Source organism: Shewanella sp. SP2S2-4 (assembly GCF_031932025.1).
GTDB classification, from domain to species: Bacteria; Pseudomonadota; Gammaproteobacteria; order Enterobacterales; family Shewanellaceae; genus Shewanella; species Shewanella baltica.
Window position 1 is genome coordinate 15412 of sequence record NZ_JAUOER010000025.1, and the last position, 25584, is coordinate 40995.

At 48.2% G+C, this 25584-nt stretch carries 24 protein-coding genes and 1 pseudogene; 16 read left to right on the forward strand and 9 right to left on the reverse strand.

The window, feature by feature from the left end; translation table 11 throughout:
• Nucleotides 1–76 precede the first annotated feature (76 nt).
• Both Q4Q54_RS17310 and Q4Q54_RS17315 read left to right on the forward strand, forming a co-directional pair.
• Nucleotides 77–706, forward strand: a complete 630-nt coding sequence (locus tag Q4Q54_RS17310; RefSeq protein ID WP_259543525.1) for a flavin reductase family protein — start codon at nt 77–79, stop codon at nt 704–706.
• 220 nt (nt 707–926) lie between these two features.
• Nucleotides 927–1808 carry a LysR family transcriptional regulator gene (locus Q4Q54_RS17315; RefSeq protein ID WP_006084283.1) on the forward strand — a complete coding sequence of 294 codons (882 nt, stop codon included), beginning with the start codon at nt 927–929 and terminating at the stop codon, nt 1806–1808.
• 19 nt (nt 1809–1827) lie between these two features.
• On the opposite strand, the gene Q4Q54_RS17320 is transcribed toward Q4Q54_RS17315, so the two are convergent.
• From Q4Q54_RS17320 to ubiD, 3 genes are all read right to left on the reverse strand, one after another.
• A complete protein-coding gene (locus tag Q4Q54_RS17320) occupies nt 1828–3519 on the reverse strand; it encodes an amidohydrolase (protein WP_311989096.1) in 1692 nt (563 codons plus the stop codon).
• Nucleotides 3520–4216: 697 nt separating this feature from the next.
• Nucleotides 4217–4927 (reverse strand): NAD(P)H-flavin reductase, encoded by a 711-nt coding sequence (gene fre / locus Q4Q54_RS17325; RefSeq protein ID WP_311989097.1) that lies wholly within the window; start codon nt 4925–4927, stop codon nt 4217–4219.
• Between the two features lie 114 nt (nt 4928–5041).
• Complete coding sequence (ubiD, locus tag Q4Q54_RS17330) at nt 5042–6523, reverse strand: 4-hydroxy-3-polyprenylbenzoate decarboxylase (protein WP_006079949.1); 1482 nt, start codon at nt 6521–6523, stop codon at nt 5042–5044.
• 159 nt (nt 6524–6682) lie between these two features.
• Between ubiD and Q4Q54_RS17335 the strand changes: the two genes are divergently transcribed.
• Entirely contained in the window at nt 6683–7492 is an 810-nt protein-coding gene (locus Q4Q54_RS17335; RefSeq protein WP_311989098.1) for a hypothetical protein, read from the forward strand.
• Between the two features lie 130 nt (nt 7493–7622).
• Nucleotides 7623–8846 (forward strand): MFS transporter, encoded by a 1224-nt coding sequence (locus tag Q4Q54_RS17340; protein WP_311989099.1) that lies wholly within the window; start codon nt 7623–7625, stop codon nt 8844–8846.
• A gap of 88 nt (nt 8847–8934) precedes the next feature.
• Here the strand turns inward: Q4Q54_RS17340 and Q4Q54_RS17345 are convergent, their stop codons facing one another.
• From Q4Q54_RS17345 to arfB, 4 genes are all read right to left on the reverse strand, one after another.
• Nucleotides 8935–9612, reverse strand: coding sequence for an SDR family NAD(P)-dependent oxidoreductase (locus Q4Q54_RS17345; protein ID WP_311989129.1), 678 nt, complete (start codon nt 9610–9612; stop codon nt 8935–8937).
• 81 nt (nt 9613–9693) lie between these two features.
• Complete coding sequence (gene accB / locus Q4Q54_RS17350) at nt 9694–10143, reverse strand: acetyl-CoA carboxylase biotin carboxyl carrier protein (RefSeq protein WP_311989100.1); 450 nt, start codon at nt 10141–10143, stop codon at nt 9694–9696.
• A gap of 35 nt (nt 10144–10178) precedes the next feature.
• On the reverse strand, nt 10179–10619 hold the full coding sequence (gene aroQ, locus Q4Q54_RS17355; protein WP_028759381.1) for a type II 3-dehydroquinate dehydratase: 441 nt from the start codon (nt 10617–10619) through the stop codon (nt 10179–10181).
• Nucleotides 10620–10827: 208 nt separating this feature from the next.
• Complete coding sequence (gene arfB, locus Q4Q54_RS17360; RefSeq protein WP_311898526.1) at nt 10828–11259, reverse strand: alternative ribosome rescue aminoacyl-tRNA hydrolase ArfB; 432 nt, start codon at nt 11257–11259, stop codon at nt 10828–10830.
• Nucleotides 11260–11395: 136 nt separating this feature from the next.
• Between arfB and Q4Q54_RS17365 the strand changes: the two genes are divergently transcribed.
• The 7 genes from Q4Q54_RS17365 to Q4Q54_RS17395 all read left to right on the forward strand — a co-directional run bounded on the left by Q4Q54_RS17365 (nt 11396) and on the right by Q4Q54_RS17395 (nt 19458).
• Entirely contained in the window at nt 11396–11761 is a 366-nt protein-coding gene (locus tag Q4Q54_RS17365) for an STAS/SEC14 domain-containing protein (protein ID WP_011845671.1), read from the forward strand.
• 36 nt (nt 11762–11797) lie between these two features.
• Nucleotides 11798–12007 carry a DUF3012 domain-containing protein gene (locus Q4Q54_RS17370; RefSeq protein WP_006079957.1) on the forward strand — a complete coding sequence of 70 codons (210 nt, stop codon included), beginning with the start codon at nt 11798–11800 and terminating at the stop codon, nt 12005–12007.
• 202 nt (nt 12008–12209) lie between these two features.
• Complete coding sequence (locus Q4Q54_RS17375) at nt 12210–12653, forward strand: hypothetical protein (RefSeq protein WP_311905669.1); 444 nt, start codon at nt 12210–12212, stop codon at nt 12651–12653.
• Between the two features lie 368 nt (nt 12654–13021).
• The gene (locus tag Q4Q54_RS17380) at nt 13022–14494 is read left to right on the forward strand and encodes a TolC family protein (protein ID WP_311989101.1); all 1473 of its coding nucleotides are present in this window, start codon (nt 13022–13024) and stop codon (nt 14492–14494) included.
• A 10-nt stretch (nt 14495–14504) separates the two neighbouring features.
• Nucleotides 14505–15770, forward strand: a complete 1266-nt coding sequence (locus Q4Q54_RS17385) for an efflux RND transporter periplasmic adaptor subunit (RefSeq protein ID WP_311989102.1) — start codon at nt 14505–14507, stop codon at nt 15768–15770.
• Between the two features lie 29 nt (nt 15771–15799).
• Nucleotides 15800–19015 carry a CusA/CzcA family heavy metal efflux RND transporter gene (locus Q4Q54_RS17390; RefSeq protein WP_311989103.1) on the forward strand — a complete coding sequence of 1072 codons (3216 nt, stop codon included), beginning with the start codon at nt 15800–15802 and terminating at the stop codon, nt 19013–19015.
• A gap of 119 nt (nt 19016–19134) precedes the next feature.
• The gene (locus tag Q4Q54_RS17395; RefSeq protein WP_220591221.1) at nt 19135–19458 is read left to right on the forward strand and encodes an antibiotic biosynthesis monooxygenase; all 324 of its coding nucleotides are present in this window, start codon (nt 19135–19137) and stop codon (nt 19456–19458) included.
• Nucleotides 19459–19551: 93 nt separating this feature from the next.
• Here Q4Q54_RS17395 and mscL read toward each other — a convergent pair whose 3' ends face one another.
• Together mscL and Q4Q54_RS17405 are read right to left on the reverse strand one after the other, a co-directional pair.
• Nucleotides 19552–19962, reverse strand: coding sequence for a large-conductance mechanosensitive channel protein MscL (gene mscL, locus Q4Q54_RS17400; RefSeq protein ID WP_220591220.1), 411 nt, complete (start codon nt 19960–19962; stop codon nt 19552–19554).
• Nucleotides 19963–20179: 217 nt separating this feature from the next.
• Nucleotides 20180–20833, reverse strand: a pseudogene (locus Q4Q54_RS17405) (substrate binding domain-containing protein); the annotation flags it as partial.
• A gap of 122 nt (nt 20834–20955) precedes the next feature.
• Here Q4Q54_RS17405 and csrD point away from each other — a divergent pair.
• The 5 genes from csrD to Q4Q54_RS17430 all read left to right on the forward strand — a co-directional run bounded on the left by csrD (nt 20956) and on the right by Q4Q54_RS17430 (nt 25577).
• Complete coding sequence (csrD, locus tag Q4Q54_RS17410) at nt 20956–22899, forward strand: RNase E specificity factor CsrD (protein WP_311989104.1); 1944 nt, start codon at nt 20956–20958, stop codon at nt 22897–22899.
• 246 nt (nt 22900–23145) lie between these two features.
• Nucleotides 23146–24024, forward strand: coding sequence for an MSHA biogenesis protein MshI (locus tag Q4Q54_RS17415; protein WP_311989105.1), 879 nt, complete (start codon nt 23146–23148; stop codon nt 24022–24024).
• Nucleotides 24021–24623 carry a hypothetical protein gene (locus Q4Q54_RS17420; RefSeq protein ID WP_006083273.1) on the forward strand — a complete coding sequence of 201 codons (603 nt, stop codon included), beginning with the start codon at nt 24021–24023 and terminating at the stop codon, nt 24621–24623. Before Q4Q54_RS17415 ends, Q4Q54_RS17420 begins: the two co-directional genes overlap by 4 nt.
• The gene (locus Q4Q54_RS17425; RefSeq protein ID WP_300478510.1) at nt 24620–25270 is read left to right on the forward strand and encodes an MSHA biogenesis protein MshJ; all 651 of its coding nucleotides are present in this window, start codon (nt 24620–24622) and stop codon (nt 25268–25270) included. The genes Q4Q54_RS17420 and Q4Q54_RS17425 overlap by 4 nt, the downstream gene beginning before the upstream one ends.
• Entirely contained in the window at nt 25257–25577 is a 321-nt protein-coding gene (locus Q4Q54_RS17430) for an MSHA biogenesis protein MshK (RefSeq protein WP_311906277.1), read from the forward strand. The genes Q4Q54_RS17425 and Q4Q54_RS17430 overlap by 14 nt, the downstream gene beginning before the upstream one ends.
• The last annotated feature ends 7 nt before the right edge of the window (nt 25578–25584 follow it).

Here is a 25584-nt window from a genome sequence, read left to right on the forward strand (position 1 = left end):
TGCCAGTGATGGCTGTGTGAATCGCTCAAGTCACGGTTGTGGCAATAACAATGTGGCAATAACAAAAGGATCAAGTATGACCGCTGATAACCGCTATTTTTACGAACCGAGCAAAGGCCATGGTCTTGCACACGATCCTTTAAATGCAATTGTGGGTCCTCGACCGATCGGCTGGATTTCATCACGCAATGCCGAGGGGCAACGCAATCTCGCCCCTTACAGCTTTTTTAATTGTTTCAACTACAAACCGCCCATCATCGGCTTTGCCAGCACAGGTTGGAAAGACAGTGTCGCCAATATCGTCGAAACAGGGGAGTTTGTGTGGAACCTCACCACTCGAAGCCTTGCCGAGAAAATGAATCAAACCTCCGCCATGCTGCCACGCGGTCAAGATGAGTTTAGCTTTGCCGGACTCACGGCTAAAGCTGGCACCATTGTTAAGGCCGATTTAGTGGCTGAAAGCCCAGTAAACTTCGAATGCAAATTGTCCCAATGTATCCAGTTAACCGCCGCTAATGGCGACAAGATCGATACTTGGTTGGTGTTAGGTGAAGTGGTGGCCGTGCATATTGCCAAGCATTTACTCAATGCCGAGGGGATTTATCAAACCGCCCTCGCCGAACCCGTATTACGTGCCGGCGGCCCATCGGCCTATTATGGGATCACCGAAGCGTTACGTTTCGATCTACATAGACCACAAGTGTAAGGGGGGGCTCAGGCGCCGCAGGGCTGGGTGTTTAAACTTCGTTTGAGTTTTGGGCATTATTTTAGCTTTTAACTTTTTAAATCAAAATCTAAATCTAAGTCGTGGGGCTTCACATCTGATTTTTAACAAAGTGTCTTGCATAGGTAAGTTAACATTGTGATTCCGTCTGACGGGTATTAAAGTCAAGTGCACAACGCGCTTATAAAATAGTAGAGCACATTTGAATATTCAACGAGTTAAAGCATTTGTATTGACGACTCAACTAGGCTCAGTTTCAGCCGCCGCTCGCGCTCTGGGCAAACGTCAGCCGCAAGTGAGTCAGTGGATTGCCGATCTAGAAGTCGACATCGGTGTGGATTTATTTGAGCGTAGTGCAAATCAAGTGGCACTCACTGCGGGAGGTGAGCATTTACTACCTAAGGCTATTTTAGCCTTGGCCCAATGGGAACAATTTACTCAATCGGCGACCCATTATGCTGAGCTTGGTAAAGGTCGGTTAGTGTTGGGGGTTGAAAATTATATTCCTTTAGAAGTCTTACGTTCGACGATTCAGCGCTATTTAATGCAGTTTCCAACGCTGGATTTTGTCTTAAAAGTGGATACTTTCGATGCTTTACACAGCGCTTTTTTATCCAATGATATCGACCTTTTACTGTTACATGAAACGGTTGAATTACATCAATCTCAATCGGGTTACTGCCGCCTTGGCGAATATCAAGAGGTAATGTTGATATCTGGACAGCATGCATTAGCTTCACAGCAGGTAATCGACCCCGCACAATTAGCGCCCTATCGTGAATATATTTGGGCAGGAGGGCAGACTGAAAGTGATGATCTCGAAGTCGGATTTAGTGGCCATTATTGCCAAATCCCCGATCTTGCTTTGTTAAAGTCCTTACTTGCCGAAGGGGATGGATATAGTTTTTTGCCGTTATCTTTAGCGCAGACAGAAATCGACAGTGGAAGATTAAAAGTTGTCCAATTGAGTAGTGAATTTGCGCCTATGAAGCGGCGGCTCGAAATGCGCTGGCATCATGGGTTTGAGGCCAGCACCTTAGGGTCTTCTTTGCTGACGTTAATAAAAGAGCAACTCAGCAAATAATTAGATTGATACGGGATTGCTATTGATCATTGAGATCGAACACTAGCTCCCCCTCTAACCACGTCATTAAAATTTGAGTGTCAGCAATTTGTTTTGCTGTAGCTTGGGTAATGTCTCGCTCTAATACAACAAAATCGGCAGATTTCCCTAGCACGATAGAACCAGTAATGTCACTTATGCCCAAGGCGTTAGCGGGATTTATTGTATAGGCTGCAATAGCACTGTGAATATCAGCGATGCCTGCATTTTGCAGATAGACTGCGTTAGCAATACCAACGAGTGGATTGATATCATTCACATTCCAGTCACTACTTAAAGTTACATTCGCGCCAGTCTTGAAAATAGGGTTAATAGGTAATAAAGCATTAGCTCGTTGCTTACCGATAAAAGGGATCGCCCACTCATGATCCTGCGCGGCAATGTAATCGCTACCCAATTGGAAATCGGCATCGACTTTGAGTGAGGCAAAGCGCTTGATATCTTGGGGAGATACCATTTCTAAATGCGTCATGGCATAAGGGCGAGTAGCTCCCTGAGATCGTAAAGTTTCAATGGCATCTAAGGTGTTGCGTACCCCTGCATCACCTATTGCATGAATATGTGCCCCGTATCCAATTTTGTTGAGTTCAGTAAGCCACCACGCCATTTTACTGGCAGGAACATACTCGAGTCCCCTAGGAAGTTCGGGGGTGTAGCTCCAATCATAGGGGGCTAATGTACTGGCAGTACCGTTTATGATGATACCATCACTGTAGATTTTGACCTGATTGATGAGCAGCAGACGTTGTTTATCATCAGAATGAATTTTTTTAAAGAAATCAAGCTGTGCTTGGGGTTCATCGGCAGGATAAATCCAAGGGCGTAGACTGACTCTGGCGGTTAATTCATCATGACTTTCGACGGCTAGCCATGTTTCTAACCAGTCACGTTTCCAATAGAGTCGTCCATCACCGATAGTCGTTATCCCGTGCTCGGCAGCAGCTGCCAGACCATTTAATAAACCTTGATAATTGGCTTGTTGTAGATTGGGTTGTGATTTCCATGCTTGTTCCATCACAAGATCGCCAGCATTATCGAATAAAATACCGAGAAGTTTACCGCTCTCTTCATCTTTGAGGATCTTGCCGCCTTGCGGATCGGCTGTATGAGCGCTTATCTTAGCTTTGGCTAATGCGAGGGAGTTGACCCACATAGAATGGGATGTTTGCTCCATAATAACGACAGGATTATCGGGGAAGATTTTGTCTAATATTGCCAAAGGAGTGGGGCCATTCTCTTGCATTACTACACTGAGTTGATGGCCATAGCCGAGTAACCACTCTCCCGTTTCCAACTGATTTTTACAGGAGGTTAATGTGCGGATATAGCCGTTGAGATTAGTGTCATCATCCAGTAAACAGTCGCTACCTATTTCACTCGCGGCTTCAAACACATGATTATGGTTATCAATGAAACCAGGTAATAAGTAATGACCTTTTAAATCGATGACTTTGGTTTGATTGCTCACGTGATCCATGGCGTTAATGCTATTCCCAATGTAGACAATTTTGCCATCCTTAATGGCTAAACTAGTCGCTTGATCATGGCCATAGACGTGGGTATTGGTGAGTAAAGTATCTGCAAGTTCGTCGTTTGCACAGGCAGATAGGGTGAATAATCCCGTTAAGGCTAAGCATTTAACGAGTTTGTGTGGCGTCTTAGTCTGTTTCATTTGTACTTGAATCCCATGTTGCGTCAGCTATTGACTCATTATGGGATAATTCCACAATAGTGAAAGTTAGTGACTATCAAGAAAATGAGATACCCATGGGAAAAGACTGATAAGCCATATTTTTGTTGGTACATTGTGACTGGTTACTATGGTTTTTTGTGAAAAAGAAAGAGCGGACAGGCATACATTTTATGCTAAAGATTACGCCAATTTCCCTGCGAAAGTAAAAAGATAGGACAGGAAAAAACTCTTTTGGGATAAACAGTCGACACCGATATCACAGAAGTTCACCTTCCCCTGCGAAGTTGCTGAAGGGCGTTGAAGAAAATAGCGTGACGCAGACAGGACGTCTGCGTCGCTTTCGGGGGGAAGGGGCGCCCCATCGGAAGCGTTAACTATTTTCGAATAAGCACGAAGCCAGTCACTAATGCATGTAACTTCGCTAGGGGCGTCTTGGAGAATCCAAGGAGGATAGGACGAGCAGTCCTCCTTGGTCGGGTGTGGGTTGAAGACCCACGACTTTAATCTTTTGCTTAAGCAGCAAATTATCTTTGGATAAGCAAATTTACTGAGTGGATGTATCCACAAAAAGTGAAATACGGCGTGACGTATAAAACAAAACCCCAGTAAAAACTGGGGGTTATTATTTAAGCCTATGCTGGCAAAGGTTAGCCAGCCAAGCATACAAATTATCGCGTTATTTGATAAACGCGAACGCATCACCGTAGAGATGTGCTTCTTCTACACCAATCTCACGGAAGATTTCCCGTGCTGCACCCACCATATCGAAACGGCCGGCGATGTAGATGTCGTAGCCATTTAGGCTGACAAAATCTTGTTTGATTTGCGCTAACAGATTGGCGGTTTTACCTTGCCAATTGGCTGGGGCTTCTTCGATAACTGGGACGAAGTGTAACCAAGGGTGAGCGTCGTGCCACTCGCGGGCGATGGTTTCAAAATACATGGCATCTTGGGTGCGACAACCCCAATACAGCATAGTTTCAACCTGTTGGCCGAGGGCGATTTGGTGCTCGATGATACTTTTAATGTAAGAGAAACCTGTGCCGCCGGCGATTAAGAGGCGAGGGCGTTGGCTTTCGTGACGCAGGTGGGCTTCGCCGCCTGGGGCTTCGATATCGATAGTGCTGCCATCAATGGCGCAGGCTTTCAGGCGCTCGACCACTTGCATTGGGTAGCTTTCACTTACAGCGGCGCCAATGTGTAATTCGATCAGCTCGGCGTTTGGCGCTGATGCGATAGAGAAGGGACGTTTATCTTTTTCACCCATGACAACACATAAGTATTGCCCCGCTTGGAAATCGAAGGCGGTTTCTGGCCTTAACAATACTTGATATACGGCATCGTTAAACGGGCTAACTTTCTCTATCTTACAACGTATGGTTTTCATCAAACTTCCTTTGCACCTTTCTTCAACAGTATGTGTCTAGGTGTCGCTTTAGCGGCCTGTTATTGGCCTATTCTCTTGGCTTAAGCCGATACTTGAGTAACGGCTTAAGCTGAATTATAGGGTTGGGCTGTCGTCTATGCCTAACTCATCCCAGATTGAGTCGATCTTTTGTTTTACTTTTGGATCCATCACGATTGGCGTGCCCCATTCGCGGTTGGTTTCGCCTTCCCACTTATTGGTGGCATCGAGTCCCATTTTTGAGCCTAAGCCCGCGACGGGTGAGGCAAAATCGAGGTAGTCGATCGGGGTGTTTTCGATCATCACAGTATCGCGTTTAGGGTCCATACGGGTGGTGATCGCCCAGATCACATCTTGCCAGTCACGGCAGTTCACATCTTCATCCACTATGACAATAAACTTAGTGTACATAAATTGGCGCAGGAAAGACCAAGCGCCCATCATCACTCGTTTGGCATGTCCCGGATATTGTTTGCGAATTGAGATCACTGCCATGCGGTACGAACAACCCTCTGGTGGCAGATAAAAATCAACGATCTCAGGATATTGCTTACGCAAAATCGGCACAAACACTTCGTTTAATGCAACCCCCAGCATGGCAGGCTCATCCGGTGGACGGCCAGTGTAAGTGCTGTGGTAGATTGCATCTTTACGGTGAGTGATGTGGGTAACGGTAAATACTGGAAACTTATCGGTTTCGTTGTAGTAACCCGTATGATCGCCGTAGGGGCCTTCTTCCGCCAGTTCTTCAGGATCGATATAACCTTCGAGGATGATTTCACTGGTGGCGGGCACTTCTAAGTCGCAGCTTAATGCCTTGCAGACTTCGGTACGTTCACCGCGCAGTAAACCGGCAAAAGCGTATTCGCTCATGGAATCGGGGACTGGGGTGACGGCACCTAAAATGGTCACAGGATCGGCGCCGAGTGCGACCACAACAGGATAACGCTCACCGGGGAATTGTTGTTTAAAATCAGCAAAATCTAACGCGCCGCCACGGTGGGATAACCAACGCATGATCAGCTTGTTTTTACCCAGTAATTGTTGGCGATAAATACCTAAATTCTGGCGACTCTTGCGCGGGCCTTTGGTGATGGTTAAGCCCCATGTCACCAGTGGTGCGACATCGCCCGGCCAGCAATGCTGAATAGGTAATTGGGTCAAATCGACTTCATCGCCGGTTTTGATCACTTGTTGGCAAGGGGGATTGCGCACTGTTTTTGGCGGCATATTCAAGGCTTGCTTGAACATAGGGATCTTAGCGATCGCGTCTTTAAAGCCCCGTGGTGGTTCGGGTTCTTTTAAAAAGGCTAACAGTTCACCCACTTCGCGCAACGCTAAGGGATCGTCTTTCCCGAGCGCCATGGCCACACGTTTTGGCGTACCGAACAGGTTTACCAACACGGGCATGTGATGATCTTTGGGATTTTCAAATAATAGCGCAGGGCCCTTAGCGCGTAATACGCGATCGGCGATCTCTGTCATTTCTAAATGAGGATCAACTGGGTAGCTAATGCGTTTGAGTTCGCCATTGGCTTCCAGATGATCAATAAAGCTGCGTAAATCCTTAAAACTCATGTGGAAATAGCCTCTGCAATGAAAATCCGTGTGGCGCGCACTATAGCATTTTTCTGTTTTAGGGTTAACCAATTCAGTGATCTTCAAGCTTAGGAAGCGTAAAATGGACGCCAGTAAGTCACGATTGATCTCGCTTACGCCCTTTATTTCGAGGTTTATATGAATATCCCAATAAAGTTTACTCAAGGAAAGTGTGTTCAAAGTCAATCACATGGCGTGCATAAGCGGCCGCTAAAGTGCTTGGTTTTGTCGCTGGCGGTGGGGATATCGCTCTTGGGCGCGCTCAGTATGTCGACTGCGGCGGTTGCCGGAAATCGGGACCATTCGGAGCAAGGCGAGCGCCAAGGTCATAGTGATAGCCACAGCCGTGGAGAAAGTCATTACAACAATCGTCATGACAACCATTACGATAACCGCCATGTGCGCAACGATAATCGCCACTATCGTCCCTACTACCGACCTTATTACCCTTGGGGTTTAGGACTGGGTTTAGGGCTCGCAACAGGTTGGGGTTCTGGCTGGAATGTCGGTTACGGTGTGAACAGCCAATGGAACAATGATTGGGGCTGGAATACTTCGCGTGACGTTTATACTCGAAATTACTGGAACTCGCCCTATTCGGGCATAGGCCTGTCGATTCCTATGCGCTACGACGATGAACCAGTGGCTATTTCTGCGCCTGTACGGGTCACAACCAGCATGCAATATTCTGCGAGTGAAGGCCGTATGGTATCGAGTATGCCTGTAAATATGGCCGGACAATCGACTGGGCAGCTGGTGTCGCAAACTAGTAACGTCACAGGCAAAACAGCTGCGACTCCCCGTCCACGGGCGGCGCACAGTGTGTCTAGCTTGCCGAGTAATGCTAGGGTTGTGCAGCAGGATGGTCGTACACTTTACGAGTGGCAAGGCACGCTTTACGCCTACGACTGGAACAGTCAAACCTATCAAGAACAGTTAGTCAGATAGATTTACATTAGGTAAATGACTGAGAAATTGGAGCCCCTTAGTGGGCTCCAATTTATTTATCATCTTTTATTATCTTTTTATTAGTTGGTTATCAGCTAGTTGTCGTTTTATAGCATAGCGGAGAAGAGGTTTGAATACTGTTAGAAATCAGGCTGTCCAAAATCAGCATAAGGGCGCCAGTACACTATGGGTATTGCTCGCCTTAGCGCTCGGGACGTTTGCCTTAGGTACCACAGAATTTGCTTCCATGACTCTAGTGCCCTATATCGCCAGCGATTTAGGGGTAGAGGTTGCTCATGTAAGTTATGCCATTAGCGCCTATGCGCTAGGGGTTGTGGTCGGTTCGCCGATTATCATGGTGCTGGCGGTTAGGGTCAGGCGGCGCACACTATTGATTGCTCTAGCTGCCTTAATGGCGGTGGCCAATGGCTTAAGTGCGTTAGCGCCATCATTGAATTGGCTAATCTTTTTCCGTTTTCTCAGCGGCTTGCCCCACGGTGCCTATTTTGGTGTGGCTATGTTGCTCGCGGCCTCTTTAGTGCCGCCAGAAATGAAGGCTCGCGCCGTATCGCGGGTGATTATTGGCCTTACACTGGCGACGATTATCGGTGTGCCGTTTGCGACTTGGATGGGGCAAATCGTGGGCTGGCGCTCGGGCATTGGCATAGTGGCGATTTTGGCGACTATTACCGCTGTGATGGTGTATTTTTTAGCGCCTGATCAGGCCGTGGCCGCTGATGCGAGTCCAAGGAAAGAGCTACAAACCCTGAAGAATCGTGAAGTCTGGTTGACGCTTGGCATTGCGGCGATTGGCTTTGGCGGTATCTTTTGCGTGTATACCTATCTGGCTGAAACCTTAATCCAAGTGACGCAAGTCGAGCCGTTTAAGATCCCGATCATGATGGCGGTATTTGGTATTGGCGCAACATTGGGCACCTTAGTTTGCGGCTGGGCGGCGGATAAGTCGGCCTTAGCTGCGGCGTTTTGGTCGTTAGTGTTAAGCACTCTGGTATTAGCGATTTACCCGAGTTTGACCGGACATTATTGGGCGCTGATGCCCGTAGTATTCTTTGTCGGTTGTGGATTAGGGCTTGCCACTATTGTGCAAGCCAGATTGATGGATGTGGCGCCCGATGGGCAGGCCATGACAGGTGCGTTAGTGCAATGTGCCTTTAATCTCGCCAATGCGATTGGTCCTTGGGTGGGCAGTTTAGTGATCCTGTCTGGACAAGGGATTGCCGCGACAGGTTATGCGGCGTCTTTGTTGTCATTAGGAGGACTTGTGATGTGGTGGCTGACCCACAGGGAGAGTCGCCGCGCGGTGAGCTTAAACACAGCCAATTGCGCTGACTAGCAAGCGGATCACTCAGGTTCGAGGTGCTGCTATCCTGCGTCTCGAACCTGTTTTGTGCGCAATCCGCCAACCTCATTTTCCGTGAGGGCTAGGCTCTTTGTATGGTGATATCGGCGATATAACCGTGCTGGGTGGCGATTAATGCTTGTTTGAGCATACCTGCGGCTTCATCGGCGGACATAAAACTTGAGGTATCTAATGCTTTACCGCTACTTGGCCAAAAGCCTGTATCCATGCCGCCGGGATACACGGCAATCAACTTCATTGGGCTTTGTTTAAGCTCTAATCGCACCGACTCGATAAATCCTCGTACCGCCCATTTTGCCGCGCAGTAAGTGGACTCTCCCGCTTTGGCGGCCAGTGCTGCGGTGGACATGACTACAACCACAGTGACCGCTTGATCTTTATAGCGTTTCACTAGCTCGCGCACTAACAAAATCGTTGAGGTGACATTGTTATTGAGCAGGCTGTGGATATCGCTGGCAGTTTGGGTTTCAATCGCCCCAAAGTAGCCGCTGCCCGCACAGTGGATCACGGTTTTAGGGGCTTGCGTCAGGCCATCGAACAGGGCTTCGAGACTCGATTCACTGGCGAGATCGGCGGTGATCGCGGCGATAGGCTTGTTGGAGAAGGGCGTTAATGCATTGGCGACGGTTTGTAGGCGCTCGGCATGGCGGCCTGTGAGTGTTAGCGGTTCATTTTCTTTGGCGTAGAGCGATGCTAGCGCCGCGCCTAAACCACTGCTGGCGCCGGTAATTAATATCATAGTGACCTCGGTTAATGCCGCCTTTGCTTGAAAACCGCAGCTTAAACTCAAGTGCGCTTCAATTCATGATAAGGCGAGCGGTTAGATTAAGGTAAATAGCGGCTGATCGAATGCCACTTCATCGCCGTCTTTGGCCCAAATAGCGCTGACCACGCCATCGCGCTCGGCTTGGATGGGATTCATCATTCTCATCGCTTCGATAATGCAGACAACTTCACCTTGGCTCACCTTTTGGCCGACTTTAACCAGCGGCGCATCATCAAGTTCTGCTGCCGTGTAGAAAGTGCCAACCATAGGTGAGACTTGCACAAAACCTTCCATACTTGGCGAAACGGCGGTTTGCTTTGCCTGTGTATTTAAAGGTGCCACGCGTGCTGTAGGTAGTGTTTGTGATGACTGCACATTGGCTGGCATAGGGCTGTAGCGAGTGATGCGAATCGATTCTTCACCTTCAGTGATCGCCAGTTCTGCTATGTCAGATTCTTGCACTAACTCAATGAGTTTTTTGATTTTACGAAGATCCATTGCCATTTATCTGCCCTTGCGAAGCACGCTATTGAATGGGATTACTGTGGCTGGTTGAGCCGCTTAATGGCTGCCGCCAGTGCAAACTCATAACCCTGTGAACCGAAACCGCAAATCACGCCTATCGCCTTATCGGAAAAATAGGAATGGTGGCGAAAGGCTTCACGGGCGTGCACATTGGATAAATGCACTTCAAAGAACGGAATTGCGACGCCAAGCAAGGCATCACGCAGGGCGACGCTAGTATGGGTAAAGGCGGCGGGGTTGATAATGATCATCTGTGCATCGGTCGCATGAATCGCGTTGATTAGCTCAAATTCGGCGTTGGACTGAATATGCTCAAGCTCAACTCCCGCCAACTTTGCCTGCTGGTTTAACTCCGCCACTATGTCGGCCAAGGTTTGATGACCGTAAACGCTGGGCTCGCGGCGACCTAAGAGGTTGAGATTGGGGCCATTGACGAGCAAAATTTTGTGACTCATTGCGCTTTCCTTTACGACATGCCTTGGAATTAAAGCTGGGAGGCATTTGTTAGTTTTGTAGATAGGTCACTAACTTAACCTGTTCAAGTCGATTTTGCATTATCCGTTAGTCAATTGTGTGTGAGCTGAGCATGTGCGAGCCGACTATACCATTGAAATCCAGCGCCATTGTCGGCCAGTTTCAACTGCGGCCTAATGCTGATTAACGCTAATAATCAGTCTTTTGCTGACGCATGGCTTTAGTGGCGGCTTTTTGTTTCTTGGACTCTAATCGCCGCGTTTGGCTGCCTTTGGTGGCGCGGGTAGGAATGCGTTTTTTCTGCACTTCACCGACGCTGGCGACTAAGGCGATAAATAGCTCCAACGCCGTTTGGCGGTTGGCATCTTGGCTACGGCTCGCTTGGCATTTAATGATGATTTTGCCGCTTTTAGTGATGCGGTGATCGGCCTTGTTGAGCAAGCGTTCTTGGTAATACTCGGGTAATGATGAGCTTTTAATATCGAAAATTAGCTGCGCAGCGGTGGACACTTTATTTAAGTGCTGACCGCCTGCGCCACTCGAACGGATAAATTGCCACTCGATTTCATTTTCCTGAAGTTCCACACGGTTTGAGATTTTTATCATGGCAAACTTAGGCATTTTTCAGCATGGATTGAGAAGCCATCAATAATCACTTATGGCTTTTCAATAGATTTGTTATCATCGGGCGCATTCTTTGCCATTGCATTGGTCAAGGCCATTGCTTGCAAAAGTGTTCTCGATTCGGAGTGCCTCTATGTTATGCCAAATCCCCGATATTGCTAAGGGTGTTATCAGTCTTTTTGCCAGTGGCCGACTATCCTCCACCGATTATCGGACCCGTTTACAGCCGGCGATTAAGAGTTATCGTAAGGATTGGGGCCAAGTTTGCCTGTATATTGAGGCAGATGTGTTACTCGAGGGCTGGGAATTTGAGTCACTCACAGGTAGTGGTGAAGTCCAATTACCTAATTTTGAAGCCTTAGTATTTGTGGGCGGACCTGATTGGGTGGGAAATGCGGTGCGCTTACTTGGTCCTTTTATGCAGGGCGAAGTGGCATGGTTTCCCCTAGAGCAGAAAACCAAAGCGATTGCTTGGATCACTAAGCGTTCGAATATCTAATGGTCTAATGTAGACCGTATTTACAAGGAATGAAGTATGTCTTTATTTAAATCGCGCGCTTTTTCTAAGCAAAATGTTTCAAAAATCAGTGCTATTGCGTTGGTGCTGGCGTTTACCGCTGGTCTGAGTGCCTGCGCGCCAGAAGTGGGTAGCGATGCTTGGTGTAAGCAGATGAAAGATAAGCCGTCTGGCGATTGGACTGCTAATGAAGCCGCAGATTACGCTAAACACTGCGTGTTTAAATAAGTGTTGCGTGTTTAAATAAGCACTGAGTATTTAAGTCAGCGTTAGCCTTTAGAGATCACAGCTTGAAAGACTTTGCTTGCGAGCTGTGAACTTATGTTTATCATACGGGTCAGATGTTCCGTTATCCGTTATCCGTTATCCGTTATCCGTTATTTGCTATAGGTGATATTTGAATTCTACCGCTAAGCCATTTTTTACTCGAATGGTGACCTTACTGATAGCCATTATCGTGCTGCAATTTGCTGGCGCGAATTTAGGTGCGCATCAGTTACATGCGGGCAATGGCGCGGAAGAAGCCGATAATCATCCCCATCTGCAATTTAGCGCCCAAGTGACCACTTTGGCCCAATGTGTCGATTGCGTTTGTCCAAGCGAGCAAGCCCTAGGTTTTGCTGACTATACGGGTGTCACGAGTCATCATGCGGGTGAAAACCAAAGCAACGAATTGCATTCCCACTTAGTGAAAACCACTGAATTACAAGATTTTGACCTGTGCCTCGATTGCCAATGTCATGGCGGCCATGTGGCTCTGTTATCTCCTGGGCTAAGCCAGCCTGTACAAGCGTTAGAAAGCGTCTTTCTCGCTGCCAATGTATCCTATTTCCAGCCCGATAATTTACCTAAGTACCGTCCTCCAATAGCTTAATCCCCCAATATCCAGCTTATTCCTCGGTCTAAAGATCTTGATTCATCTTCTTGGATCTCAATCTATTTCGCCGCGCGATAAGCCTTTTATATTCATCCCCCAAATGCGATTTAACTGATGCTCAGCAGCGTGAGTTGTTGTACCAGCCATCGGCCTTTAGCCATGCGGTGTGTTGGTTATGCATAGCTTAAGTTACGCATAGTTTTAGCTATGTTTACTTAGCGGGATGATTCGAACGGCGCTTATTTGCCATGCCCAGAACGATAGGATTGCTTTGCATTGAGCTATTTCAAATGAAGCTCGAATCTAGCAGTCACGCTTTGGGCGCAAAGTCAGCCGATCCACATTCGATATTGTTAGGATTTGCGATGAACAAAACGACTCTCGCCCGTACCTTGGCTTGCCTGTTTCGATCGGGCTTGTTGAGCTGCGGATTAGTATTGGCCGCCGGATTGTTAGCCTTTGCCCTCGCGGCAGAAAATGACACTCTTGAAGTCTTTCTTGAAACCAATCCCTTGGAAACCAAAGCCATTGAAACCCAAGCCCCTGAAGCCGAGGTGTTTAAGGCTAAATCACTGGGTTTGCCCGCCAAAGAAACCGACACGCCATATGTCGCTTTAGGCCAATGGTTGCCCGCGTTACTCACACAGTTCAATCAGTTACCTGAAGTGCAGGCGCAGCTTACACGACAGCAACAAGCAGAGCTTGCCATTCAGGCGGCGGATCGCGCCGTGTATAACCCTGAGCTTGGGCTTAACTATCAAAATGCCGACACAGATTCCTACAGTTTAGGTCTGAGTCAAACCCTCGATTGGGCTGATAAGCGCGGCGTGGCGACAAAACGTGCCGAGCTTGAAGCCCAAATCCTGTTAGCGGACATAGGTTTAGAGCGTAACCAAATGTTGGCCGAACGCTTACTGGCATTGGCAGAACAGGCGCAAAGCCGTAAGGCGCTGATCTTTGCCGAGCAGCAATTAAGGTTCACTAAGGCGCAGCTCAGTATTGCCAAGCAGCGGTTGGCGGCGGGGGATTTATCCAACGTTGAGCTGCAATTGATGCAACTCGAGTTAGCAACTAACACCGCCGATTACGCCTTAGCTGAGCAGGCGGCCTTAGTGGCCGACGGCAAAGTGATTGAGTTACTTGGAAATAATAATTTTGCCTTTAGCGAGTTTATTAAGGAGATCCATGTCTTCGTGACTCAGGCTAAGCAAGCGCCAGCAACCGAGTTGAGCCCCTTAACATCCACTTTGCCGGCTCTGGCGAGTGCCTATCAGCAAGTGCTGCTGGCACGAGTCAATGCCATGCAAGTCAAGGCCGATACGTCAGCAGACCCGACCATTAGTCTAGCCGCCGAAAAGGAAGGTACGGACAATAAACTTGGGGTTGGTGTGTCGATTCCTCTGCAAGTTCGCAATAACTACAGTGAGTTACAAGCAGTGGCCGATAAGGGTATCGCGATCGCCGAGCAAGGCTATCTTGCCCGTGAGCGAGTACTTACTGCTAAGCAGAAACAATTCCTCTATGCGTTGCCGCGTTTGCTTGAGCGTTACCAAGACTGGCGCGAGTTAGTGCAAGTGTCAGGTGCTAAAGCGGCTAAATCCTTAAGCCAACAATGGCAGGCGGGGGATGTGAGTACCAGTGAGTACTTACAGAGTCGTCGGCAGTTAGCCGCCAGTTATTTGGTGGGCTTAAACCTAGAAACGGCTATCTATCAGAGCTGGTTAACGTGGATGGGCGAAAGCGGCCAGCTTATGCCTTTTTTGGATGGTAGCGCTGAACAGATCAGCCAAGCACCTTCGCACATGCCCAATGCCGCCGCGCGCGCAGTAAACCCATGAGGTCACAATAATGAATTCACATACTCACCACAAAAATGTCCTTCAACTGGATGCTGTAACAACGCCTGAAAAGCGTCGGTTTAACCTATCAAAAATCGCGCTCGCATTATTCGTGCTGAGCACGTTGGTATTTAGCGCTCAGCCTGTATTGGCTGGCGGTGATCACGCACCCGCGGCTAAGGAAAGCAGCGATTCAGTAACGCAAACGGCGCCGACGGATGAACACGGCGAACAGGCGCTGAAATTGACCGAAACGCAGCAAGCCTTGGCGGGCATTAGCTTGTTACCCTTGTCGAGCGATAGCTTGAATATCGCCAATTTGAATCTGGATATCAGGGCGACGGCGACCTTAGTGGTGGATCGCGATCGCACCGCGACCCTTGCGCCGCAGCTCGATGTGCGCGTGTTGGCGCGCCACGTAGTGCCGGGACAAGAAGTCAAAAAAGGTGAGCCTTTACTGACCTTGGGCGGCGCAGCCGTTGCGCAGGCGCAGGCGGACTACATCAATGCTGCTGCTGAATGGAGCCGAGTTAAGCGCATGAGTGAAGGTGCGGTTAGCGTTAGTCGGCGGATGCAGGCTCAGGTGGATGCCGAACTTAAACGGGCGATTTTAGAGGCGATTAAGATGACGCCAACACAAATTCGTGCACTGGAATCGACGCCCGAAGCGATTGGAAGTTATCAACTTTTAGCGCCAATTGACGGCCGAGTGCAGCAAGATATCGCCATGTTAGGCCAAGTGTTTAGTGCGGGCACGCCGTTAATGCAGCTGACCGATGAGTCTTATTTATGGGTCGAAGCACAGTTAACCCCAACCCAAACCGCGCATATCTGTGTCGGTGGTCCGGCCTTAGTGCAAGTGGGGGATAAAACCTTGGCGGGCAAGATCATAGGTCGCTCCCATGAACTCGACAGTGTAACGCGCACCGAGCAAGTGCTGGTGAGTATGCCCAATCCTGATCATGTGTTGCATGCGGGGCAATTTGCTGAACTCTATTTTGCTGGCTCTACTACCGATCCAAACGGCAGTGGCATAGTGCTGCCCGATGCGGCGCTGACCCGTGGCGGCGATGGCGACTGGCAGATTTTTATTCAAGATGAGGATGGCTTCGAGTCCATTGAGGTAGAAGTGGTGCAGCGTCAACGCGGTTTGAATCTAGTGCGTGGGCCAGAGCTTGAAAAAGCCCAGCAGGCACAGCGCAAGGTCGTGGTGGCTGGCGCGTTCTTCTTGGCATCCGAGCAGGCGAAAGCGGGCTTCGATATTCACGCCCACTAATATGAGCGCCCTCATTTTGGAGATTTTCTATGTTGCAAAAGTTAATCGAAGCCGCGATTAAAAATCGGCTGTTAGTGGTATTGGCTCTGCTCGCCGTGATTATGGGCTGCGTGGCCATGTTGCCAAAATTGAATCTCGACGCCTTTCCCGATGTGACTAACGTGCAAGTGACCATCAATACTGCGGCTGAAGGCTTAGCCGCAGAAGAGGTGGAAAAACTTATCAGTTATCCGGTGGAGTCGGCCATGTACGCCTTGCCAGCCGTGACAGAGGTACGTTCCTTGTCGCGCACAGGCTTGTCGATTGTGACTGTGGTATTTGCCGAAGGGACGGATATTTATTTCGCCCGCCAGCAAGTGTTTGAGCAGTTACAGGCGGCGCGGGAGATGATCCCAAGCGGTGTCGGTGTGCCGGAAATCGGCCCGAATACTTCGGGATTAGGGCAGATTTATCAGTACATTCTGCGCGCTGAACCTAGCTCAGGTATCGATGCCGCCGAGCTGCGCAGTTTGAACGATTACCTGGTAAAACTCATCATGATGCCCGTTGGCGGCGTGACTGAAGTCTTGTCTTTTGGTGGCGATGTGCGCCAATACCAAGTGCAGGTCGACCCGAATAAATTGCGCGCCTATGGCTTGTCGATGGCGCAAGTTACCGAGGCATTAGAGAGCAATAACCGCAACGCTGGCGGTTGGTTTATGGACCAAGGCCAAGAGCAACTTGTGGTACGCGGTTACGGCATGTTGCCCGCAGGAGAAGAAGGCTTAGCGGCGATCGCGCAGATCCCTCTTACGGAGGATAAAGGCACGCCCGTGCGGGTGGGCGATATCGCTCAGGTGGATTTCGGCAGTGAAATCCGTGTTGGTGCTGTAACTATGACTCGCCGTGATGAGACGGGAAATGTGCAATATCTCGGCGAAGTGGTGGCGGGGGTCGTGCTCAAACGCATGGGGGCGAACACTAAGGCGACGATTGACGATATCGGCGCGCGGGTGAACCTTATCGAGCAGGCATTGCCCGATGGCGTGTCCTTTGAGGTGTTTTACGACCAAGCGGATCTGGTCGATAAGGCCGTGACCACAGTGCGCGATGCGCTGCTAATGGCCTTTGTGTTTATCGTAGTGATCTTGGCGCTGTTCCTCGTGAATATCCGCGCGACCTTGCTGGTGCTGCTGTCTATTCCTGTGTCTATCGGGCTCGCACTTATGGTGATGTCCTATTATGGTCTGTCGGCAAACTTGATGTCGCTCGGTGGGTTAGCCGTGGCCATTGGTATGTTGGTCGACGGTTCTGTGGTGATGGTAGAGAACATTTTCAAACACTTAACCCAGCCAGATCGCCGACATTTGCAAGAGGCAAGAACTCGGGCGGACGGTGAAATAGATCCATATCATAGCGATGAGGACGGTGGTCAGCAGGCCAATATGGCTGTGCGTATCATGCTCGCGGCGAAAGAGGTTTGCAGCCCAATCTTCTTCGCGACCGCCATTATCATAGTGGTGTTTGCGCCGCTATTTGCGCTGGAAGGGGTTGAGGGCAAGCTGTTCCAACCTATGGCGGTCAGTATCATTCTGGCTATGATATCAGCGCTGCTGGTGGCCTTGATTGCCGTGCCAGCCCTTGCTGTGTATCTGTTCAAGCGTAGTGTGGTACTCAAACAAAGCGTGGTCTTAGCGCCGCTGGATGCCGCTTATCGCAAGCTACTGGCGGCAACACTTGCTAGGCCAAAGGTGGTGATGCTCAGCGCCTTATTGATGTTTGCTTTGAGCCTCTTATTGCTACCAAGACTGGGTACCGAATTTGTGCCTGAGCTGGAGGAAGGCACGATTAACCTCAGGGTCACGCTGGCACCAACCGCGAGTTTGGGCACGTCTTTGGCGGTCGCACCCAAGCTTGAAGCCATTTTGCTGGAGTTTCCCGAGGTGGAATATGCCCTGAGCCGCATTGGTGCGCCTGAGCTTGGTGGCGATCCTGAGCCCGTGAGTAATATCGAGGTTTATATTGGGCTTAAGCCGATATCTGAATGGCAATCGGCAAGCTCGCGCTTAGAGTTGCAACGCCTGATGGAGGAAAAACTCAGTGTGTTCCCCGGCCTCTTGCTGACTTTCTCGCAGCCGATTGCGACTCGGGTAGATGAATTGCTCTCGGGGGTAAAAGCCCAGTTAGCGATCAAAATTTTCGGTCCAGATTTAGCGGTATTGTCTGAGAAAGGGCAAGCGCTTACCGATCTTGTCGCGAAAATCCCTGGTGCCGTGGATGTATCGCTTGAGCAAGTGAGCGGCGAGGCGCAATTGGTCGTGCGGCCCAAACGCGAGCTATTGGCGCGCTACGGCATCAGTGTTGATCAAGTGATGAGCCTTGTCAGCCAAGGCATTGGCGGCGGGAGTGCAGGTCAAGTGATCGATGGCAATGCCAGATACGACATCAATGTGCGCCTTGCGCCCGAGTTTCGCCAAAGCCCTGATGCGATTAAGGACTTGTTACTCAGCGGCACGAATGGCGCCACTGTGCGCTTAGGCGAAGTCGCCAGCGTCGAAGTGGAAATGGCGCCGCCGAATATTCGCCGTGACGATGTGCAGCGCCGTGTTGTGGTGCAGGCCAACGTGGCGGGGCGCGATATGGGATCGGTTGTAAAAGACATTTATGCTTTAGTGCCACAGGCCGATTTACCTGCGGGATATACAGTGATCATTGGCGGCCAATATGAGAATCAGCAGCGGGCGCAGCAAAAGTTGATGCTGGTGGTGCCGATTTCTATCGCTTTGATTGCCTTGTTGTTGTACTTCTCCTTTGGTTCATTCAAGCAAGTGTTGCTCATCATGGCGAACGTGCCCTTAGCCTTGATTGGCGGCATAGTGGCCCTGTATGTCAGTGGCACTTATTTATCTGTACCTAGCTCTATTGGCTTTATCACGCTATTTGGGGTTGCGGTGCTCAACGGCGTGGTGCTGGTGGATTCGATTAATCAGCGCAGGCAAAGCGGCGAAGCACTCTATGATTGTGTTTATGAGGGCACGGTTGGGCGTTTGCGACCCGTATTGATGACGGCACTGACCTCGGCCTTAGGCTTGATCCCGATTTTATTATCATCGGGGGTTGGCAGTGAGATCCAAAAGCCGCTGGCAGTGGTGATTATCGGTGGCTTGTTTAGCTCCACTGCGCTGACCTTGCTAGTGTTGCCGACCTTGTATCGCTGGCTGTATCGCTGGCTGTATCGCGGCGATAAGCAACAGATACTCGAATAGCTTTAAATGGCGTTTTGTGGCGCGGCTCAATGTTAAAGCCTAAAAATCAGCGAGCTATAGCGTTCGATATAGTCTAGGCTTAGCACTTGGATTAAGGATTAATATCTCCGGAGTACATTATGATCGCGGTAATTTTTGAAGTCATCCCGACAAAGGAAGGGAAGGAAGAGTATCTGCATGTGGCAGCCGAGATGCGCCAGTATTTAGAAGGGCGCAAGGGACTGATCTCGATCGAACGTTTTCAGAGCTTAACCGACGATGGCAAAGTGCTGAGCCTGTCGTTTTGGGAAGACCAAGCTTCTATCACCCAATGGCGCAATCAGATGGCCCACAGTATTGCCGAGCAAACGGGCATAGTGCCGTGTTTGTTTAACTCTTACCGCATTCGAGTGGCAGAAGTGGTGCAAGATTACAGTGAAACTGTGCACATTGAAGTTGAGTAATCGTTTATCTGCTTGATGTAAAACATCGCCGATATAAAAAACAAAACCCATCGAGTTCGATGGGTTTTTTATGATTTGCGCTTAAGATTTGGCTTATTTTTCTTGCTGAGCTTTCAGTAGATCGCGGATCTCAGACAGCAGTTCTTGATCTTTAGTCGGTGCAGCTGGTGCTTTAGGTGCTTCTTCTTCCTTGCGTTTTAGGGTGTTGATGGCTTTTAGACCCATAAAAATGGCGAAGGCGATAATCGTAAAGTCGATAATAGTCTGAATGAATTTACCATAGGCAATCACCACAGAAGGCGCGTCGCCTTGAGCAGCCTGCAGCACTATGCTCAAATCACTAAAATTCACTCCGCCTAAGATGATACCAATCGGTGGCATTATGATATCGGCCACGAAGGACGAGACTATCTTGCCGAATGCGGCACCTATGATGATACCAACGGCCATGTCGATCACATTGCCACGGGACGCAAAAGCCTTGAACTCTTTAATTAAGCTCATTAGGTTTCCTCCAAAATTGAGATTAAATGTTAAATTTTATTATGCAAACTGTATCAGGAAAACCTAAGGTCTTTTGCTGCCTGTTACCTTGCCAAGCTTATAGAGGCTTAAGGATTAAGGCAATTATGACATAGCGGATTTATCCCTATGGCAGCGATTTAAGCTTTACAAAGTTATATTTGTTACTGTTTTGATCGCTTTATTTGTTCGATTTTGTTTATTCGCCCTGATCGGCTTGGCCGATAAAATCGGGCACTTCCAATACTTGCGATCCCCAACGTTTAAATAATGCGGAATAGATAAACTCGATAAAGACGCGATATTTTCGGGGTAAGTAGGCCCGCTGTGGATAACTGAGCACGACCTTAGTTTGTACCATAGGATAGTCATCAAGCAGCGGGATTAAGTAGCCTTTTTCTAATGCCACTTGGGCAATGATGGAGGGCACCGCTGTGATCCCAAGCCCTGCAATGGCGGCCTCGCGGGCTAAAGTGACATTGTTTACTGTCAGTTGAGTCATGGGCTCGGCGACAATCCAAGTTTTGCCATCGAATAACTTCCATGCTCCTTCAATATGCGCTGACTGTAAGCGGATCGCTTTATGTTTGGCTAAATCCTGTGGCACTTTGGGGGTGCCATGCTCAGCCAAATAAGCAGGGCTTGCCATTAACGATTTATGGGCGTTGACTAAGGCATAGCTTTGCAGGCGAGTGTCACCCGAATCGGCAATTTGAAATAACAGATCTATGCCTTCTTCTATGACATCGACCTTACGGTTTGTGAGTTCAGCCTCTATGGTGATATCGGGGTAAAGCGTTAAAAACTGAGCGAAAATCGGTCCTAAAAACAATTGGCCTAATTCAATCGGACATTAAAGTCACAGCGTCTTGGTTGCCTTTTAGGTTATGCTACTGAATAATCAACGGACAACTTTGTTGTAATCCTGTTAAAATCGCACAAATAATTATAATAATCCTGCAGGATAGCGGATAGATGAAATTCACCCGAATGTTAACTACAAAATTAACCAGCTTTTGGTTAATGTCATTAGCCGCTATCGCCTTCGTCTTTTTGCTGAGCGCTATGATGAGTTTCGTGCAGTTGACCTATAAATTTCAGCAGCAGAAAGTCGCCGAACTCGAAACTATGTTAGTGGACCAATATCAACACCAACCCGATTGGGATTTGGAAGCTTGGCTGCCGCCCATGCTACTTGCCTACAATGCTGTTGATTTTCGGCTGACCTTGAAAGATGAAGTGATCTTTGCCTATGAAGGCAATCTGACTACGCAAAATGCCATGGTGTATGACCATGTGTTAGAACCTAAATCTGGCCTGCGTATGCAGCTGACCTTAACCCAACCCTTCGAGCATTACACTTTTAGTTGGTATGAAATCCTCATCCTGTTGGTCGGTGTGTTAGCTGTGGCTACCTTAGTGCGTTTTGGCTATTTATGGTTTTCCCAACAGTTGGATGGCATTGAAGAATTAGCCTTACGCAGCCGATTGATTTTGCAAGGTAAGCACGAGCAAGCACTCGCGACCCCCGGAAATGGCAAGCCAAGGCTGATTAACCGCGCTTTGACCAAGTTGTTAGAAGAATTACAAGACGCACAAAAAGAACGTGGCCGTTTTGACAAGTTCATTCGTTCTAATACCTTTCTCGATGCGGAAACGCGCATTGGTAATCGGCTCTTTTTGAATAACCGTCTCGACGCCCTTAGTCATAATCAGGCGATGCTCGCCCATGGGGTGATTTATTTATTAGAGATGGATGATCTGGATTTATTGCAGCAATCCCAAGGTGAAGCGGTAACTAAAGAGTTATTAAATTCGACCGTCAACGCGATAAGCCAATTGCTGCAAACCCAAGCTAACAGTATTTTTGCCCGTCGTTCTCACAATCAATTTGCCATAGTCGTGCCGCAAATCTCGTTAATTGAAGCGGACCAATTCGCCAGTAAGTTGCTTAAGATATGTTTGAGCCAGCCTTTACCCGAAGTCGACAATAGCGATAACTTTTTCCACCTCGGATGCGCTTATTTTACCGCAGGCGATAATGCGGCACAGTTAATTGAAGAAGCCGATATGGCTTTGAGGGCGGCACAATTACAGGGCAATAGTAATTGGTTTATGTACGACAAAGGCGCAATTGATGAAGAGTTTGCTAAAGGCTCAGTACGTTGGCGCAGCTTTTTAGAAAACGCGTTAGTGCAAAGGCGATTCTTCCCCTTTAGCCAGCCTATAATCGATTCTGATGGTAATGAGCATCATAAAGAAATATTTACTCGGGCGCGGGATAATCAAGGAGCGCTAATTCGTGCCACACTGTTTATTCCAATGGCGAATAAATGTGGTTTAATGCCGCAGGTCGAACGGCAAATTATTGAGCGGGTATTGTTGTTACTGTCGAATGAATTAGCGGGTGGCGTATCGAATACTCAAACAAATAAAAAACCAGCGTCACAGATATACAGTATTAATCTGAGTTTGGATTCGCTAATGAGTCGAGCTTTTACCCAATGGCTAAAAACGACGCTGTTAGAATATCGCCATCTGACCACGCGACTGATTTTCGAAGTGTCGGAAGATATCGTGATTCAACATCAAGAAAAATTACAGCCAAAATTAGACATGATCCGTAAAATGGGTGCGAGATTATGTGTTGATCATGTGGGTCAGCAGGTCGTTGGCACTTACTATATTCGTGAATGTCACTTTGATTTAATTAAGCTACATAGATCGATTGTACGGCATATTCATTTACGCCCAGAAAACCAATTATTCATCCGTAGCTTGATTGGCGGTTTGTATCGAACGGAAGTGCAAGTCTGTGCCGAGGGGGTCGAAGTCTTCGAAGAATGGCAGACACTGCAAATTCTCGGTGTTGGCGCAGCGCAGGGAATGTATTTCAGCGAACCCATAGAGGCTAAGTAATGAAAGTGTGGTATTAGGGTGATAAATGTCGTCTTATAAGGCAAATTAATCCGATTATTCACGTATTTATCTATAAAATACGAGTATTTGCAGCTAAACTATTCAGTGCCAAAATAATGACGTTTGCTGTTTAAATTAGCGATAAAGCAAGTCAGAGGGCAAGGAACACTGGAGAGTGGAGTGACAGGACGTTTAAGCAAAAGAGACTACTCACGCTTTTAAATTCAGTTGGTTACAGGCATCTTTATGGAAAAAAGTCTTATAGGTCGACTCGCCTTTTGGCAGAAAAGAACGGATCCGACTAGCCTTGGCGTCTATGTTTGTGCCGATAAATTATGGGTTTACGCACCTGCTCAAAGTGATCGTACTGAACTGTGGTTACCGTTTGAGCTTAAAGATGAGCACTGGTCATCGGCGTTTGCTGCCGTCGCTAAATCCTTCCCTAATGCCCAATTACAACTGGTTTTAGCTTCAGGGCTTTATCAATTACTGCTGACTGATAAACCCAATGTCGATACTGTCGAATTATCCCAAGCCTTGCTGTGGTCAATTAAAGACATGGTGACGCTACCTGTGCCGCAAATCCATTTGGACTATTTCGAGTCACCTATTCCCAGTAATAAAATCAGTGTAGTGGTGGTCGATAAAGCTAAACTCGTGAGTATGGTGCAGGCCATTCATGAACAAGATTTACAACTTATCGGTATCAGTATCGAAGAGTTAGCCATGACCAACTTATTTGGTGATGACAACCAAGCACGTCTGGTGGTCAGCCATATTCCAGGGCAAGAATTGTTATTGACTGTGGTTAAGCAAGGTCAGCTGTATATGCAGCGGCGTGTGCGCGGATTTACCCAGTTGGATAAGACCCAAGCCGATGAATTAACTTATGGCATGGCAGACAATTTAAGTTTAGAAATTCAGCGCTCTATGGATTACTTTGAAAGCCAGTTAAGGCAAGCTCCGGTATCTTCTATTGAACTTCTCGCTGATGGTGCCGTGGATACTTTAGCTAAGCTAGTGTCGGCAAACTTTAATCAAGCTGTGAATGTTATCGATAAAAGCTGTGTTGGCGCGCGAATGGCGGGATTAGCCTTTGCCGAATTTTCCAGAGGTGCTGAGTGATTAAATACCGAGTCAATCTCTACACTCCTTCCTTACTTCCGCCGAAGCAAAGATTAACCTTTGCACGTTTGGGGGCTTATGCTGCGGGATTTTTGGTCCTATTTGCGGCTTTAGGCGGTTATAGCTACTGGCAAGTCAGTGAGCTGCAACAGGCTCAGCAATTGGCTGCCCAGCAAAAGCTGCAATTCGATACCCAAAAACAGGCATTAGAAGCACAGATAGCTGCGCGTAAACCCGATGCCGATCTTGTTGCGCGAGTCGATTTAGCGGCACAACAGTTAGAGCTGAAGCAGTTACTCATGGGTGAATTGAGCCTTAGAGCCTCTTTAACTAGCCGAGGTTTTGCGCCAGTGCTTAAAGATTTAGCGGTCGTGTCGGATGCTAGCGTGTGGCTCAGTCATATCGTCATTAATGAGCAAGATTTTATGTTCGAAGGTTTTGCCGACCATCCTCAAAGCATTCCGCAGTGGATTGGCAAACTTAAAACAACGCAGACTTTAAAGGGGCAAGCTTTCTCGTCGATGAGTATGGATCGCGGTGAAGATAAACCTTTGGCCTTTACCTTGAAGAGCGATAACAAGGAGGAGGCCGCGCAATGAAGCAAAAGTTAGCCCAACTAGGGCAACAGTTTGATGCGTTAAGTCGCCGCGAGCGAGTGCTGATCTCAGTCGCCATTCTGGCCGTGGTCGGTATGCTGAGTTATTTACCCTTAGAGTCCCTATGGAAAACCCATGTGGCGTTGTCACAACAGCTAAAAGCCTTAGAGCAAGAAAACGTGATTTCGGCCCAGCAGGTTGACTTGTATCAGCAACGTTTAGCGTTAGATCCCAATCAAGATTACCAACAGCGTTTAGTGTTATTAGAGCAACAAAATCAAGCTTTAGATGCCCAGCTCAATGAGCAGATGGTGGACATGGTGCCTGCAGACTATATGCCAGAGCTACTGGGAAATTTACTGGGACAAGTCCAAGGGATTAAATTAATTAAGTTTATGTCGATTGCACCCATTCCTCTGTTGGCTGTGGGTGAAGAGAAGAAACTCAATCTGTATAGCCATGGTATTCGTATGAGCTTAGAGGGCGATTATTTCTCTGTGCTGCGCTTTGTGGAAGCCGTTGAGGCCATGCCTGATAAACTTTATTGGAAGCGTCTCGACTATAAAGTCGCAGAATATCCCCAAGCGACAGTAGAGATTGAACTTTATACCTTAAGCATTAATAAGGACTTTATCAGTGTCTCTAAATAAGTCTTATATTATCAGTGTGTTGTTATTGGTCAGCAGCCCTATAGCGTCTGCTGAATCACTGCGCGACCCTACCTTGCCTGGTAAAGGTTTTGCCGTGGTCGGTCATGCGAGCCAAGCGCAGGCTCAGGCAATGGTACTTAACAGCATAGTGAGTTCAGGCAACACGGCTTATGCTGTGATAAATAACAAAATATTGTCTGTTGGCGACAGCATTGAGGGGCAGAGTATCGTCAAGATCACCCCCACTTATGTGTCGCTGTCCGATGGACGGAAATTGACATTGTTTCAAGCAATAACAGAGAGATAGGGAATAC